The sequence below is a fragment of the Bradyrhizobium sp. Rc3b genome, assembly GCF_900114915.1.
Lineage (GTDB): Bacteria > Pseudomonadota > Alphaproteobacteria > Rhizobiales > Xanthobacteraceae > Bradyrhizobium.
On record NZ_FOUS01000019.1, the window covers coordinates 134,715 to 151,184 of the forward strand.

Annotated in this window: 9 protein-coding genes; 6 read left to right on the forward strand and 3 right to left on the reverse strand. The window is 59.0% G+C overall.

The window, feature by feature from the left end; all coding sequences use genetic code 11:
• Positions 1–312: 312 nt before the first annotated feature.
• Both BM190_RS34230 and BM190_RS34235 read right to left on the reverse strand, forming a co-directional pair.
• Entirely contained in the window at positions 313–1,449 is a 1,137-nt protein-coding gene (locus BM190_RS34230; RefSeq protein ID WP_245283137.1) for a glycosyltransferase family 4 protein, read from the reverse strand.
• Between the two features lie 546 nt (positions 1,450–1,995).
• Entirely contained in the window at positions 1,996–3,048 is a 1,053-nt protein-coding gene (locus BM190_RS34235; RefSeq protein ID WP_143109138.1) for a glycosyltransferase family 2 protein, read from the reverse strand.
• A 195-nt stretch (positions 3,049–3,243) separates the two neighbouring features.
• Here BM190_RS34235 and BM190_RS41340 point away from each other — a divergent pair, with 195 nt between their 5' ends.
• The 6 genes from BM190_RS41340 to BM190_RS34265 all read left to right on the forward strand — a co-directional run bounded on the left by BM190_RS41340 (position 3,244) and on the right by BM190_RS34265 (position 13,877).
• Positions 3,244–3,915 carry a class I SAM-dependent methyltransferase gene (locus tag BM190_RS41340; RefSeq protein ID WP_244550820.1) on the forward strand — a complete coding sequence of 224 codons (672 nt, stop codon included), beginning with the start codon at positions 3,244–3,246 and terminating at the stop codon, positions 3,913–3,915.
• Positions 3,916–4,185: 270 nt separating this feature from the next.
• Positions 4,186–5,304, forward strand: coding sequence for a hypothetical protein (locus tag BM190_RS34245; RefSeq protein ID WP_143109139.1), 1,119 nt, complete (start codon positions 4,186–4,188; stop codon positions 5,302–5,304).
• Between the two features lie 640 nt (positions 5,305–5,944).
• Positions 5,945–9,106, forward strand: a complete 3,162-nt coding sequence (locus BM190_RS41345) for an Ig-like domain-containing protein (protein WP_244550817.1) — start codon at positions 5,945–5,947, stop codon at positions 9,104–9,106.
• A gap of 270 nt (positions 9,107–9,376) precedes the next feature.
• On the forward strand, positions 9,377–11,134 hold the full coding sequence (locus BM190_RS34255) for a type I secretion system permease/ATPase (RefSeq protein ID WP_092261968.1): 1,758 nt from the start codon (positions 9,377–9,379) through the stop codon (positions 11,132–11,134).
• Entirely contained in the window at positions 11,131–12,447 is a 1,317-nt protein-coding gene (locus tag BM190_RS34260) for an HlyD family type I secretion periplasmic adaptor subunit (RefSeq protein ID WP_018322876.1), read from the forward strand. The genes BM190_RS34255 and BM190_RS34260 overlap by 4 nt, the downstream gene beginning before the upstream one ends.
• A gap of 815 nt (positions 12,448–13,262) precedes the next feature.
• Positions 13,263–13,877, forward strand: a complete 615-nt coding sequence (locus BM190_RS34265; protein ID WP_092261969.1) for a transglutaminase-like cysteine peptidase — start codon at positions 13,263–13,265, stop codon at positions 13,875–13,877.
• 40 nt (positions 13,878–13,917) lie between these two features.
• On the opposite strand, the gene BM190_RS34270 is transcribed toward BM190_RS34265, so the two are convergent.
• Positions 13,918–16,470, reverse strand: a 2,553-nt coding sequence (locus tag BM190_RS34270) for a DUF4082 domain-containing protein (protein WP_092261970.1), incomplete at its 5' end; no start/stop codon positions are given.

Below are 16,470 nucleotides of genomic sequence, written 5' to 3' on the forward strand. Positions count from 1 at the left end.
GCCCCGACCATCCAGATGCCGGTTATGGCCGCGAGATAGTCACTTGCTATAAGGTGGCGATCAGCCCTAGTAAGTCGGACGAGGGCTGGTATGAGCAGTATCAGGATGGCAATCCTGCCGACCGTGAGTTTGGCGCCAGACACGTCGACGGCGACGAGTCCTCCTGGAAACAGGATTGCTAGGAGGACAACGTAGCACGCGAAGGCGCCTACATTTCGGGGCTCCGGCCGCGGTTGTTCGCAACTCGCAAGTGTCGAATGGGATAGCGGTGACTTCATTGCTCTCGCGTCCAATGTTCTGGATAAGCTGCAATCAGGATACAACGGCTCGTTCGAGAACTTGCGCGTATCGCTGGATACACGCTTCTGTGTCGAAGCGGACCTTCGCCTCACTTGAGAGGGTCGCGCGAGAAGTCGCCCAATACTCTCGATTTGCGATGATAGAATTCATCGCTGAGACAAGGGCGGCTCTGTTGCGCTGAGGCCGAAATCTCTCACGCGCAACACTATCCCATGTTACGGCCTCGGGATTTTCTAGGGGGTTGGGCACGAGGCAGCCATGTCTGCCGTCCAGACCAATTTGTTCGCGGGCTCCCCCGACATCGCTCATCACAACGGGTAGGCCTGCACAAAGAGCCTCCATTGGGGCGAGGGGCCATCCCTCAAAGAAGGAGTTGAGAACGAAGCAATCGGCCGCTGAGAGCAATGGGGACGGGTTGGAAATATTGTCGCGAAGATGGATTCTATGGCGCTCGGGGATCTTCTTGTGAAGGAGTTGCAGCTGCTTCATATAGACGGGATCATCCGCCCGACCCGCCAGGACAAGATGTGCGTGCGGGAACAATTTTGCGACCTCTGCAAAGGCGACCAGCAGGCCGTATGCGTTCTTCTGCATGACGTGACGGGCCAACGATACGAACAGAAACTCATCTTGAAGACCCAGCCACTTCCTTGCCGCGGTCCGGTCAGTCATCTGCCGGTGGGTAGAATTGAAACCGTTGGGTATCGTGTAAATCGCATCGGCGCTGAATGCCGGGTTGCCGCGCAAATATTGCCGTCGTACCAGGTCGCTTACGGCGATCAGAAAACGAATATTGCGACTTCTCGGCCCCTCTGCTCGCCAATCGGTTCCAATTGGGGTCGGAGCGGCGTGCAGCGTTTCTACTACCGGGATTCCCAGCTCGTGAGCCGCCTGGACCAGCCAGTCTGGAGGTGCATGAGCGCTGATGACGTCCGGCCGTTGTTCCCTGAGCCAGCCAAGGCATTCAGATGGGTATCCATGGATGACCTCAATCCCTTCTTCTTGCAGCGCACGCATGAGACGCCCGCCGGATACAGCCGGGTCTGTTACCATGACCGTGGATCTGATGCCTCTGTCGGGCAGCCGCCGAGCAAGAAATGCCACGAACTCATCGATTCCGCCGGCGTCCAAGACGCTCGTCGAAATCAAGCATGATAGTCGTCGATGAAGTCGGTCTGGCCTTTCAAGACGTGAGGGGAGGCACGCGGCGGCCTGGTTCAAGTCAATTGCCGGACGGGCACCGCTCTCGCGGACGATCAGCGGCGAATTCCAACCTTCGAGAGGTGCAGGACCCCCCTGAAGACGCGAGAGCATCGCAAGTCCCATTTGCCTTAGGATGCGCGGGATGAGCCAGGAGCGGCGCTGTGCCCAGAGGGCGGTCGTGACCACCGGGGAAAAGCGGGATACCGAAAATTGGCTCACAATTGGCTCCTCGGCCGGGAAAATCCTGAGTCATCATTTAAAATGGTGCTTGTCGATTTATAGCAGATATTCAATATTTAATAAAATGGACTTTTGGGTGCGCCGCTGATTAATGAATAATCGCGAGCAACAAAACCTATCGTGACAGAGGTCGCGGGCTGCTGCGGCCTGCGTGGGCATTCGACATGCGAACGCTCCTCGGCGGATGCGGAGTTGGCTTGCCCAGAACCTGGCTCTGTCCCGGGGCCTATTGAACGTTCAGTTCAAGCACCTTTAGCGATAACCGTGTCGTCTATCGAAGGAAATTTCGGGCCGGCCCGTTCTGCCGTTCATTCCATGCCACAAGCCCGTGATCGTAAGCATGGCAGCCGCTGGAGCACCAAGCAGAAGGTATCTCAGCGCGTACAACATCCAAATCGCGGAGTGAAAGACCCAGCGCCACCCGGCTCGACGCCGGGAATAGAGGATACCGTTCCGGGCGGACAGGTAGACCGACAAATGGGACTGATCTCTTGGGTCTACGGCCGATCCGATGGTCGTGCCTCCCACATGGCGTATCAGCGCCCCTTCAGCAACTCCGATACGGTGGTTGGCTCGTCGCCGGCCCCAGTCAAGGTCTTCCATATAGAGGAAGTAGTCGTCCATCATTAATCCTACATCAGCGATGAAGTCTCTTGTCACGAGCACACAAGCGCCGCTAATCGCATCGATCTTTTCAACCATTTCCGGTGTGAGGCGACGTCCCGCAGGCGAGTTTCGGCCAAGAGCTGTCACACGTCCCGTGAGAGCGGACCATCGAAGCCCATAATTGGCGACCTTGTTCGGGGAATCGTCGAACACCAGAACGCCGCCAACCATGCCGTATCCTTCGGCGGCTTTGGCCACCAACTGTGATAGGCACGTCTCAACAACCTCGGTATCCGGATTGAGAACGAGCACGGCGTGCCACCCGGGTTGACCGAGCAATCTCTCGAGCCAGGCATTAACTCCGCCGCCGTAGCCGAGATTATCAATTGCGAGCGCTATCCTGACCAAATTGGAGCGGGATCGAAATCGACATTTCGCCACGCGGGCCAGTCGCCCTCCCGGTCGATCCAGCTCATTCGAGCAATCTTTCATTTGCTGCAATGTGCCGTGTTCGTGTGCAATGACCTCCATCAAGGAGGCATAAGCTTCCCGGCCGGCATTCTCGCAGATGAAAACATCAAAATTCTCGAGGTCGGACTGGGCAAGTGACTTCAAGCAACGATCCACATCGTCGGGGTTTCCGTACGATACGATGAGGACTGCTAGCTTTGTGGCTTCTTCTGGCCCGGTATTTGACATCGCTCCCTCGCTCGGGTGATGGACGGCCATCCGCAAGCCTTGCCGCGCCCGTCATGGGTCGAAATCGTGGCCTCGCCCCGCCGCCCATGTTAAATATCGTGATAAATTAAATGCGCGTGGTAATCAATATAATATTGAATTGATTAAATCTACGGCCTATGATCCCCTGGCTGTAAGGAATGGCGATTGATCGAAGTGTCACAGGTCATTGAACATAGCGGGTACGAGAAGGCTGCGTCGAGCCGTTTCCGGCTGGCGCGATTTTCGATCTTTCTCGATCTGGTGAACTCGATCCCGAGGACCGATCGTCCGTTGCGTATTCTCGATATTGGCGGAGTCGAAGCCTATTGGTCGGACAAGAGGCGCCTGATAGCCCGACCGACTGAAATAACCCTACTCAATCTGGACGGCGGCGGGCCGCCGAAGGCGGGCTTCATATTTTGCCGGGGCAACGCCTGCCATATGCCGGAATTCGCGGACAATAGCTTTGATGTGATCCATTCGAATTCGGTCATTGAGCACGTCGGTCAATGGTCGAGCATGATGGCAATGGCGAATGAGATCCGGCGCATCGCTCCCAATTATTTCGTGCAAACTCCCTACTATTGGTTTCCGATCGAGCCGCACGCGAGAACGCCCTTTCTGCACTGGCTTCCCGAGTCGCTGAAGTTCCGGCTTGTGATGGCTCGGAAGTGTGGCCCTTACTGGTCCAAAGCGGCGACCGTCGACGAGGCGATGAAGACGATACAAAGCTCGTCCCTGCTGGACAAGCGTATGTTCGCTGCATTGTTTCCCGACGCGTCGATCATCTCAGAGAAAATCCTCGGCGTAACTAAATCCCTTATGGCTGCACGAAAGCGCTCTTGATATATGAAGGAGCGTAAATGGACGGTCAGCTCAGAGAGGTCGATTTATCGCCGAGAGAGGAGAGCGGTTGCGGTGTTGACCAACAGAGGACGTCTTCCCGACGGAGCCGAATAACCGACGGTTGGCGCAAGAGAACTTGAACCGCACCGCGGTTCAATGTTGCGTATGCAAGGCTCCCCCGAACGAATTGATGATCGGGCTTCTCGTCTTTTGTCATGGCGAGCGAGCGAGTCGCATCAATGGTAGCAGGCGCGTCCGAGGTCGTTTAGAATGAAATCCTTGCTCGTTTGGGTCGCCGCGCTAATGATGGTCGCGTCTTCCGATGAAGATGACGTCCGCATTGCGCAAGAGAGCAGCGGCAAGGTCGAATGCACGGCCAACCGTTGCGATGTCAGCGAGCAAAGGGTTTCATCTGCAGCACCTCAGCATCCGGAAGTGCTAAGGCGGTATGCCGTGCGGCCGGGTTGGAGTGTCGCCGGCGTCGATTACGCAGTCGGAGCGGCATCAACATCACTCAAGGATCCGGCGACCATCTCGATGGCGGGTGTTTCGATAGATGCCTCGAACCGCACCATAGCGATTAGCAGAAACAATATCACGCTTGATGGGTATGATTTTTCCCTTCACGGCGGATATCAGGTGACCGTCGCAGGAGCGAATGCGACGATCTCGAACAGCAATTTTGCGATTGGCGCCAATCAGGGATCATATTTGATCTACGGGAGCTCAGCGGCTTCCAATCTGACCATCACGCATAACACCTTTGACGGCAGCGCCATCGGTAACGCCACATCGTTCATCGGCTTCGCGGGTTCGGGCCAGGTCACGATGGAGTACAATTGGTTCAAGAGGTTTCCGCAGCACGTCGTCGAATTCACGCAGGCAAACGGCAGCCCGAGCTTCTCCGTCGTCTACAAATATAATCTGATCGAGCAAGGGGCGATTAAAGACGGCGCCCACCTGAACTTCCTGCAGTTCGGCGGTGGTACCGCGAGCTCGGTGGATGTCGAGTTCAACACCACCTACCAGACGCCGCAGGCCTCGGGAGGCGAGGGCTTCCAGTTCTACAGCAATACTCAGGGCGGGGTGATCCAGGATGCCGTCATGGCATACAACACGATGATTGCGACCGGTGGATCCGCCGGTTCAGCGATGTCGTATATGGTTCATGCCAATTCTTATAACGACGGCAGTTCGGCCCTCAGTGGCAGCGTGCACGACAACTTCTTTGATCTGCAGGCGGCGTGGGGGGCATTCTACTCCGCTCCGAGCGGCTGGTCCTTCTCCAACAATATGGATATGCGCACCGGCCAAGTGGTCAATTCGAATAATACGAGGTCATCCGCAAAATTAAACAGAGCATCGCCACCACGGCCAACGTCGCGCTGATGGTTCGTTTGCGCATCTTCAACAAGACCGTCGAATCCGGCCCGCTTCAAATGCGCGGCCTGGGAAGGCACCGCATCTCGAAACGCGAACTCTCGGCACGCGTTTCTAGCTCTTTTTGGCCGCCCTAGATCCGCGGCCGAGCCGGTGCAATGGATCAGTGCTCAGTAGTGCAGCTCACTCCTGATCTAGGTTTCTTCTTCATCGGCTGCGACATTGTGCGCCAGATGCGAGCTGGTTCGGCTGCCATCATTTGCGCTTGGCATGACTAAATTCAGATCTTTCGCGCGCAGCTTTTGTAAATTTCCGATCCGCTGCGAATTCGTGAGCTAATGTCTTGTAGTAGAACGCGAATGATCAGGTGTTTCATCTGGCATAAATAATCGAATAAATACGTACTCCAGTATATTGTTATTTTTCGGTGGATAAGTTTGAACGCGCAGTCACTACTTTAGATCCCTGAATTACCTTTGCTGAGTCGTGTTGTTGTCCCAAAAAAGCCTTTGGTGATGAGCCATACGGAGGCCGCCTTGCATCCGAGCTTGGCTCTACATGATCTGAAATCGCTGCGGACTCAAATGGGGTTATTTGATCGCGCAGTGCGTGGCAGACCAGATTAAACTCGAATAGGGGACCCTCCTTAATGGCAACTTCGCAACTTCCGAACCTGCTTGACGGCTATGCTGTGCGGCCGACCTGGAATGTCGCCGGCGTCGATTATGCAGTTGGGACGACGTCAACATCGCTCAAGGATCCAGCGACGATCTCGATGGCGGGTGTTTCGGTAGATTCGTCGAGCCGCACGATCACAATCAGCGGAAGCAACATCACGCTCGATGGGTATGATTTTTCGCTTCACGGCGGCTATCAGGTGACGGTCGCTGGATCGAATGCGACGATCTCAAACAGCAATTTTGCGATTGGCACCAACCCGGGATCATATTTGGTTTACGGGACCTCCGCAGCGTCCAATCTCACCCTCACACATAATACCTTTGATGGCAGCGCCATCGGCAACGCGACATCGTTCATCGGCTTCGCTGGTTCGGGCCAGGTCACGATGGAGTACAACTGGTTCAAGGAATTTCCGCAGCACATCGTCGAATTCACGCAGGCAAACGGCAGCCCAAGCTTCTCCGTCGTCTACAAATATAATCTGATCGAGCAAGGGGCGATTGAAGACGGCGCCCATCTGAACTTCCTGCAGTTCGGCGGTGGTACCGCGAGCTCGGTGGATGTCGAGTTCAACACCACCTATCAGACGCCGCAGGCCTCGGGAGGCGAGGGCTTCCAGTTCTATAGCAATACTCAGGGCGGGGTGATCCAGGATGCCGTCATGGCATACAACACGATGATTGCGGCCGGTGGATCCGCCGGTTCAGCGATGTCGTATATGGTTCATGCCAATTCCTATAACGACGACAGTTCTGCCCTCAGTGGCAGCGTGCACGACAACTTCTTTGATCTGCAGGCGGCGTGGGGGGCATTCTACTCCGCTCCGAGCGGCTGGTCCTTCTCCAACAATATGGATATGCGCACCGGTCAGGTGGTCAATTCGAATAATACCGAGTCGGCGCCAACATCTTCTCCAGTGGTGGTGCCGGCAGGAGCTGATGGCTCGTCAGGCAGCACATCGTCTGGTTCCGATTCGACCGGTTCTACTCTGCCTGTCGCTCCTGTCATCGCGTCCTTCTCGGCCGACAGCGGTGTCGCCGGCGACCGCATCACGAGCGACAATACGCTCGAGCTCAAGGGTACCGCGGGAGCAAACAGCACCGTCAAGATTTATGATGGCTCGACCCAGATCGGTACAACGACCGCCGATTCTGCAGGCGCCTGGGATTACATCACAAAGGTCCTGACTGACGCCAAGCACACGCTCACCGCAACGTCGACCAACTCGTCGGGTCAGACCAGCGCGGCGTCGTCTGCGTTGGCAGTCACCGTCGACACTCAAGCGCCGGCTGCGCCGACGATTGTCAGCCAAACGGTGAACAGCGCCAATCAGGCTGTGATGTCCGGCAAGGCCGAAGCGAGCAGCGTCGTAAAGGTGTTCGACGGCACGACCCAGATCGGGACCGCGACCGCCGACAGCAATGGCCTGTGGGGCTATACCTCCGGCGTCCTTGCGGCCGGCTCGCACAGCCTGACCGCGAAGGCAACGGATGCGGCAGGGAATACCAGCGCGGCGTCCACCGCGGTCACGGCCAGCACCGGTAGCTCGACGCTCCCAGCCACACCGACGTCGCCGACGCCAACTGCCGGTACGGTAATCGAGTCGGCTGGTGCGACACGTCTCGTTGAGAATGCTGACAAGTACTACCTCAACAGCAGCAGCGGGACGGGCCCCTCGCTGAAGTATGGCGGTGTGGATGTTGTCGACGGGTCAATTGGCACCTGGGCTCCCATTGCCGCGGAGAAGACGGCGACGGGCTATCAGGTTGTCTGGAAGGAGGCGAGCACCGGTCAGTACACGGCGTGGAATACCGACAACAACGGCAACTACGTCTCCCATGTCAGCACCCTGACCGGATCCACGTCGGGCGGCTCGGTATCGGGTACGAACTCTGGCCTTAAGTCGCTCGAGACGAGCTTCCAGCAGGATCTCAACGGTGACGGGCAGGTCGGTGCTTCCAGTGCAACCGCACCGACATCGCCAACGCCAACTGCGGGTACGGTAATCGAGTCGGCTGGTGCGACACGGCTCGTTGAGAATGCTGACAAGTACTACCTCAACACCAGCACCGGGACGGGTCCCTCGCTGAAGTATGGCGGTGTGGATTTTGTCGACGGGTCGGATGGTACCTGGGCTCCCATCGCCGCGGAGAAAACGGCGACGGGCTATCAGGTTGCCTGGAAGGAGGCGAGCACCGGTCAATACACGGCGTGGAACACCGACAACGACGGCAACTACGTTTCCCATGTCAGCACCCTGACCGGCTCCACGTCGGGCGGCTCGGTGTCGGGTACGGACTCTGGCCTTAAGTCGCTTGAGACGAGCTTCCAGCAGGATCTCAACGGTGACGGACAGATCGGTGCTTCCAGTGCAGCCGCACCGACGTCATCAACGCCGACCGCTGGTACGGTAATCGAGTCGGCTGGTGCGACACGTCTCGTCGAGAGTGGCGACAAATACTACCTCAACACCAGCACCGAGACCGGTCCCTCGCTGAAGTATGGCGGTGTGGATTTTGTCGACGGGTCGGACGGTACCTGGGCTCCCATCGCCGCGGAGAAGACGGCGACGGGCTATCAGGTTGCCTGGAAGGAGGCGAGCACCGGTCAATACACGGCGTGGAACACCGACAATGACGGCAACTACGTCTCCCATGTCAGCACCCTGACCGGCTCCACCTCGGGCGGCTCGGTGTCGGGTACGGACTCTGGCCTCAAGTCGCTTGAGACAAGCTTCCATCAGGATCTCAACGGTGATGGACAGGTCGGTACTTCGAGCCTGGCTACGTCGTCCACGAGCACCACGCAGACCATTGCTACTTCGAGCTCAACGACCAGCAACACACAGACGAGCACTTCAGGCAATGACGTGTTCGTTGGCACCAGCAAGGCCGACACTTTCTCGTTTGCCGCGAATTTCGGCAACGATGTCATCAAGGGCTTCGTTGCCAGCGGACCTGCTCACGACACGATCGAGTTCAGTAAGAGCGTGTTCGACAGTTTTGCCAGTGTTCTCTCCCACGCGACCCAATCAGGCGGCGACGTCGTCATCGCGACGGGGGACGACACGCTCACGCTGAAGAACATGAAGGTCGGTTCGTTGACCAGCCAGGACTTCCACTTCGCGTAAGGTGTGGGCATCCACACCGAGTAGTACTCAACAACTGCCTTGGGGATCTCTTGGGGGATCTTCCGTCAAAGGCATGGTTCAAGGGCGACTACCATGATTGACTTTGGACGGCGGGGGGTATTCCCCCCGCCCGCGAATCTCATTCGGATTCCACTTCTTCACATATCAGAGCTCTGGGCGTCCGGACGACAGTGGGCGGATGACGCCGAACTGCGGCCCACGCGACTGATCGGCTTGGCGAGGCGGCCGGTCGAGGCCCTGCGGCAACGGATGTTCGCTGGTCGGTCCGGACCGGCGGAGCACTATGAGGAACCGCAGTCGGAGATGTCGGCTTTCCTGCGGTCTTGCCGCCGGATTTTCTGGGCTCTCGCGGCCTTCAGCGGAATGAGCAATCTCCTCATGCTCACCGGCTCGTTTTTCATGCTGCAAGTCTACGACCGCGTGCTGCCCGGACGCAGCATACCGACGCTGGTCGCCTTGATGGTTCTGGCCACGGTCCTCTACGTGTTTCAGGGTGGGCTCGACTTCGTCAGAAGCAGGATCAGCGCGCGGGTCGGGCGGTATTTGGATGAAAGGCTCGGCGTTCGCATATTCGACGCGCTTGTTCGTCTGCCTTTGAAGACCAGGGCCGATGGCGACGGCCTGCAGCCGGTGCGGGATCTGGATCAGGTCCGCAGCTTTCTGTCGAGCGGCGGGCCGACTGCGCTCTTCGATCTACCCTGGATGCCGATCTATCTCGGCGTTTGCTTCCTCTTTCACTTCTGGATTGGCGTCACTGCGCTGGCCGGCGCGTTGGTGTTGATCGGCATTACCATGCTCACGGAAACCCGGACGCGTGGGCCGGCAAAGGCGTCCTCGCGTCTCGCAGTCTCGCGAGCGGCACTGGCGCTCGAGGGACGGCGAAATGCCGAGGTTCTGCAGGCCATGGGCATGCGGCAGCAGGCGGCGTTGCGTTGGCGGGATGTCAACGCGAAGTACCTCGCGGCCCATGAGCGGGCCAGCGACGTCGCTAACGGGCTCGGAGGCGTCTCCAAGCTCTTTCGAGCGATCTTGCAATCGCTGGTTCTCGCCGTCGGCGCAGTCCTCGTCATCAACCAGGAATCGACGGCCGGGATCATCATTGCCGGATCAATCCTCACGGCGCGGGCGTTGGCGCCTGTCGAAATGGCCATTGCGAACTGGAAAGGGTTCGTTGCTGCCCGGCAATCCGGGGGGCGGCTCGATGCTTTGCTGAAACTTCTGCCCGGCGAGGAGGAGCGGCTGGCATTGCCTCCTCCTGTTGAAACTCTCACCGTCGAGCATCTCTATATCGGGGCTCCGAACTCGGAGCAGCCCACCGTCAATGACGTGTCGTTCCAGTTGCGGCGCGGGCAGGCGGTTGGAATCATTGGTCCGAGCGGATCCGGCAAATCGACGCTGGCACGTGCGCTGGTTGGGGTATGGCCGGGCATTCGAGGCCGGATACGGCTGGACAACGCCGCACTCGATCACTGGTCTTCTGACGCCCTCGGCAAGCACATCGGGTACCTGCCTCAGGACGTGGAGTTGTTCGACGGCAGCATCGCGATGAATATTGCGCGTTTCGATCCGCAGGCGACCGCCGCCGCTGTTCTGGAGGCCGCGCATGCCGCGGGCGCGCACGATCTCATCCTTTCGTTTCCGGATGGCTACGGCACGAAGATCGGCGAGGGAGGATTAGCACTGTCGGCGGGGCAGCGGCAGCGCATTGGGCTCGCTCGCGCCTTCTACGGCAAGCCGTTCCTGGTGGTGCTCGATGAGCCCTCGTCCAATCTCGACGCCGAGGGCGAGGAGGCGCTGACCGAGGCGATCCTGAACGTGCGCCGTCGCGGCGGGATCGTCGTCGTGGTCGCCCATCGTCCGAAGGCGCTTGAAGGCGTCGATCATGTCTTGTGCCTCGGGGAAGGCAGGGTTCAGTCCTTCGGCAAGAGGGAGGAGGTCCTCAAGAAGGTCTTGCGAAATCCCGTGCCGCTCAAGGTGGTCGCGGAAGCTCAAGGAGGCAACCGATGAACGGCCAGGTGGTGGCGCCGGCATTGCAATCCATCCAGCGTTATATGATCGTCGGTATGATCCTGTTCGGTCTGGTGACATTTGGGATCGGCGGTTGGGCGACAACGAGCCAATTGTCGGGCGCGGTGATCGCCCAGGGCGTGGTCGTGGTGGATTCGAGCGTCAAGAAGGTTCAGCACTCCACGGGTGGGATCGTGGGTGAGTTGCGCGTGCGCCAGGGCGATCGGGTCAATGCAGGCGACGTTTTGATCCGCCTCGACGAGACTCAGACGCTCGCCAATGCGACGATCGTCACGAACAGCATCGATGAGCTGCTCGCGCGCCAGTCTCGTCTCGAGGCCGAGCGCGATGGTGCCGAGCAGGTCGTTTTTCCCAAGGTGTTGCTCGACCGAGCCAAGGAGAGCAACTCCGAGGCGAGCCGTGCAATCGCTGCGGAGCGGAAGCTGTTCGACCTCCGCCGTCAGGCAAGGAGCGGCCAAAAAGCGCAGTTGCAGGAGAGAAGCGCGCAGCTGGAGAACGAGATCAAGGGCTATACGGGGCAGACCGAGGCCAAGCAGAAGGAAGTCGAGTTCATCCGCCAGGAGCTCGAGGGCGTGCGCAGCCTCTGGCAGAAGAATCTGGTGCCGATCACGCGGCTCAATTCCCTCGAGCGCGACTCCGCACGCATCGAAGGCGAGCGCAGCCAGTTGGCCGGCATGATTGCGCAATCGAAAGGCAAGATCTCCGAAATCGGCCTCCAGAGCATTCAGATCGATCAGGACCTGCGGACGGAAGTCGGCAAGGACCTCATCGAAACGCGCTCAAAACTCTCCGAACTGGGCGAGCGCAAGACTGCGGCGGTCGATCAACTGCATCGGATCGATATCAGGGCGCCACAATCCGGCCGCGTCCACGAGCTCAGCGTCCACACGGTCGGCGGCATCATCTCACCCGGCGAGCAAATCATGCTGATCGTGCCTGACGCGGATTCGCTTGCCGTCGAGGTCAAGATCGCACCGAAGGACATCGACCAGGTCTATGTGGGGCAGACAGCGACGATGCGCTTCGCAGCGTTCAACCAGAAGACCACGCCCGAGATCGACGGCGAAGTGAGCATGGTCTCGGCAGACATCACGCAGGATCAGCGTGCCGGCACGAGTTACTACACCGGTCGCATCCTGTTGAAGCCGGAGGAGCTGGCGAAGCTCGGTTCGGCCAAGCTGCTGCCAGGAATGCCGGTCGAGGTCTTCATCAAGACGGCTGGTCGGACCGCGCTGTCCTATCTGCTCAAGCCGCTGCACGATCAAGCGGAGCGTGCATTCAAGGAGCGCTGAGCTGGTGCAAGATGGAAGCAGCGCTCGATTGCATGTGTTCGGGACCGGCGCCATTCCCCTGGGCGTCGCGACCAGCGCTGGAAAGCACGGGCGGGCGGTCGCAAGCGCCGGAAGCGGGGGTGCCGGTCCAACGAGCGGGCGTCTCAATCCGGACCGGCGTCTGCAGCCTGATTTGAAATATCCGGCGCAGCATCCAAGAAATCGGGTGGAGCGAACGTGACGAGACCGCCCAACTCCCGGTGAAACGCAGTAAATCGTGGGCCTTCGATTGAGCGACCGCGCCGGACGCTTGTTTTCTCCAGGAGGGGCGATGGGGTGCTCGAAACGATCGTCCGCTCAATACGTCCATTCGCTTGGTATGCAGGCTCATTGCGGCCACGAAACCGAGTATTGCAGCCTCAGCTCCGAGAATGACGAGTAGCTCGACCGGCATTGAGATAGGTCCTGCCCGAGAAAGCCTGTTCGACGGTCTAGCTCCGGCGAATATTTAAATCAGCATGAAAATATATCGATGGCAAATGATTGTTCGCGCGCTCGGCGGGACCAGCATCCGCCGCGCAGTAGCGGCTTTCCCCGAGGGCGATTGAGGTTCTCTCTCTCTCTCTCTCTCTCTCTCTCTCTCTCTCTCTCTCGGCGCCATCCCTTCTATTGATTCTCACCCGTGTAGGACGCTCTGCGGCCCTCACTGTTATGTCTTTTGCGCTCAGTCGGATATTTAAATATTATTGCTATTTAAATTAAATATATTACAATAAGTCATTAAATACCCTTTTGGTGGTCAGGCGGCGCGCCGGCCAGCGTACGGAGGGGCGGTGATTCAGCGAACCTCGGGCCCGGTCATCGCCGGCGCCATAGCTCTCGTGATCGGGGGCGTTCAGTGGGCGCGTGCAGCATTGCTGGTCATGCCAAAGCCTCCCCGTGCGGACCTTGCACACATCGAGCTGGGGCGTCCCGCTCTTCCGCCCCTCACTTACACGGTGTTTTGCCTGCGCTATGAGGCCGAGTGTCGTCCGCGACGCTTCTTCCGCGGCGGGCCGATCCGGTTGACGAAGGAACGGTGGGCGGAACTGGATGCAGTCAATCGCGCAGTGAACCGGGCCATTGTTCCGCAACCTAACGAACTCGGCCTTGCACATGAGGAGTGGCTCATTAATCCGGCTCGCGGCGATTGCAACGACTACGCAGTGAGCAAGCGTCATGAACTGCTGCAACGTGGCTGGCCCGCGCGGGTTCTGCTATTGAGCGAAGTGGTGCGAGGTTCTGGAGACCATCACCTTGTGCTCGTGGTGCGTGCCAGGACTGGCGATTTGGTCCTCGATAATTTAACGCCCGAGATAAAGCCTTGGTCGCGGGCACAGTACGGTTGGATCCGGATGCAGACGCCGCGCGACAACCGAATGTGGGCGACGACTGGCCGCTCAGGAGCATGATTTCTGCGGTGGCGACAGGCGAGAGCAGGCTCGCCCGCCGTCAGGACGCCGCAAGGCCCAGCGTGTTCCCGGCGGCGGCCGTCGAGTCCAGCCAACGTCGGATCGTACCGTCATATATATCGGCACCGTAGAGCCAGCCGTCGGGCCCTTTCTGCAGGTCCACGATGCCTTGTACGTTGTCCACCAACTGAACGCTTGCGATCTGCCGGTTCGCATCCAACGTCGCAGCGAAGATTGTTCCGTTATAGACGTCGTCGAAGAACATCGTATTCTGATTATAGAAATCTCCAGCGGTGATTACATGGGCGTTGTCGGGTGCGCCGTGGCTAAGAGACAGGATCGGGAAGGCGGCAGGCGGGTCTGACAGATTGTTGCGGTTGCCGTTATTATAGAAAGTGATCGCCTGGGACAGGTTTTGGTAGCTGGCGGTTTTGTCCGGACCTTCAAAGTATGGCCATCCAAAATTAGAGCCGGCAGGGCCCGTATCGATCTCTTCCCAGTTGTTCCAGCCCACGTCTCCGAGCACAGGCAGATTCGTAACGGGATCGAAGCTGAAGCGGTACGCGTTGCGGACGCCGTAGTAGAACACTTTCGACTGATTGCTGTTTGGGTCGCCAGCCTGATAGTACGGATTGCCGGGCGCTCCCTCACCCGTAATAGGATCGATCCGCAAGAGCTTGCCCGAGAGATTGTGGATGTCCTGGACCCGCACTGCGCGGGGATCGACGAAGTTGTACGACGTGCCATCCCCGACCGTGAGGTAGAGATAGCCGTCGGGACCGAAATGAACGGCACCGATCGAATGGGAATCGCTGTCGGTCGCAAGATAGTCCCGGATGTTCTGGTTCTGGATGCCGGCCCTATCGGGATCGTTGTCCTGCGCTCCTGTCTCGATCTGGCTCGCAGGAGCCGTGATGGTGGTGCCGTTGACGATGCCCGAAGGAACGATGCTGGGATCACCGCCGCTGTTTGCGTCGGGACGGCTGGTATAGGCCCAGATGCTGTTCTTGCCGACCAGCACCACTTCGCTGGACGGATCGGCAATCATCGTGGTGGGGTCGACTGTCACCCTCACCAGACGGCTAGGTCTGTTGCCACCCCCATCGGCCGCTGCGAGCCCGCTCTGAGTCGTCGTCTCGGGCGGATCGTAAGTGTACAGCAGATAGACATAGTGGTTGCTTGCGAAATTCGGGTTCACCGCGATTCCCAGCAGCCCGCGATCGCCGAAATCATTCACCTCGCTCGAAAGGTCGATGAGCGGAGTCGATCGCAATGTGCCGTTGTCCACCACGCGCACCACGCCGTCCTTCTGCGCAACCAGCATGTAGCGGCCGTCGGGCGTCCAGTCCATCGCCGCAGGCTGGTTCAGACCCGACACCGCGGTCTCGCCCACCAGGTTGCCGAGAGCGGGGTTGTCATTATCCAGGATCTTCACGGTCGTCGTCGCCTGGGAGCCGAGTGTGGCGCCGGTTGGGTTGCTCAAGGTGACGGTGAAGGTCTCGTCGTTCTCCGGTGTCGTATCATTGATGATCGGCACGGAGATGGTCTGGCTCACCTGTCCGGCGGCAAAGGTGACCGTACCGGTCGTGGTCGTGTAGTCGGCCCCCGCGATTGCGCTGCCGCTGCTCGTCGTGAAGCCGACCGTGGCTGCTTGACTGGCGTTCCCGCTGCGCAGCAGCGTGACCGTCGCCGTTGGGCTAGTCTCAGCAACGCTCAACACGACGTCTGCCATTGCGATCGAGGCGGGTGAGTCGTCGTCGATGATGCTGACGAGGACGGTGCGTGGAGCTCCGAGGGATCCGGAGCCCGGATTTTGAAGTCCGATTGCGAACGTCTCATTGCCCTCGGTGAGTTGATCGTTGACGATCTGGATAGTGAAGCTCTTGGTGCTCTCTCCCGGTCCGAAGACGACCTGGCCGGTGTTCGTCCGACCATTGAAGGTGGGCTGGATGAAATCCGATCCAGCAGTCGCGGTACCGCCGGTGCCGATCTCATTCGTCGTGTACTCTACGGTGTTTTGAGACGAGAGGTCGCCGGAGCGCACGACGGTGATGGTGGCCGTGCCGGACGCTTCGCCGACATAGATCGTAGAAGTGTTGAGTAGTGCGATGACGTTGGAGGGAGCGAACACGACGTCGCGAAAATAGTTTGAATTCTGATAGACGGCGGTGGGGAAGACGCCCGCGCTGTAGTTGAAGACACCTGCGCCGACCGGAGCGTTCAGGCCGCCATGGCTAATGCCGGAGGCGAAGCCCTGGGTTGTGGAGACGTAGTAACTGTTGATGTTGACCGAGACCACATAGGTCGTGCCGGCCGCGATGGTGAGCGGCGTGGCGAGCGCCTGCTGCTGCCAGCCCGATGCGCCTTCGTTGGTGAACGTGACCGTCGCCAGCTCCTGGCCCGTTGCCGACCAGATGTGGCCGACATGGGTGCCGGTCTCGTTCGAGGCCTTGTAGTACCGGATCGCCTGAATCACGCCGGAATTATCGGCGGTGAAGCGCATCCCCAGCTCATAGTCCGCCCCTGTCCCGTCGGTGGCATTGGTGTTGGATGGCGTCTGGGTGGTGAACAGGGTGGTGGTGGCACTCGCAGC

Coding starts and splice junctions, on each gene's coding strand:
- BM190_RS34235 (WP_143109138.1), bottom strand. CDS start 3,048: ATGTCAAATACCGGGCCAGAAGAAGCCACAAAGCTAGCAGTCCTCATC.
- BM190_RS34245 (WP_143109139.1), top strand. CDS start 4,186: ATGAAATCCTTGCTCGTTTGGGTCGCCGCGCTAATGATGGTCGCGTCT.
- BM190_RS41345 (WP_244550817.1), top strand. CDS start 5,945: ATGGCAACTTCGCAACTTCCGAACCTGCTTGACGGCTATGCTGTGCGG.
- BM190_RS34255 (WP_092261968.1), top strand. CDS start 9,377: ATGTTCGCTGGTCGGTCCGGACCGGCGGAGCACTATGAGGAACCGCAG.
- BM190_RS34260 (WP_018322876.1), top strand. CDS start 11,131: ATGAACGGCCAGGTGGTGGCGCCGGCATTGCAATCCATCCAGCGTTAT.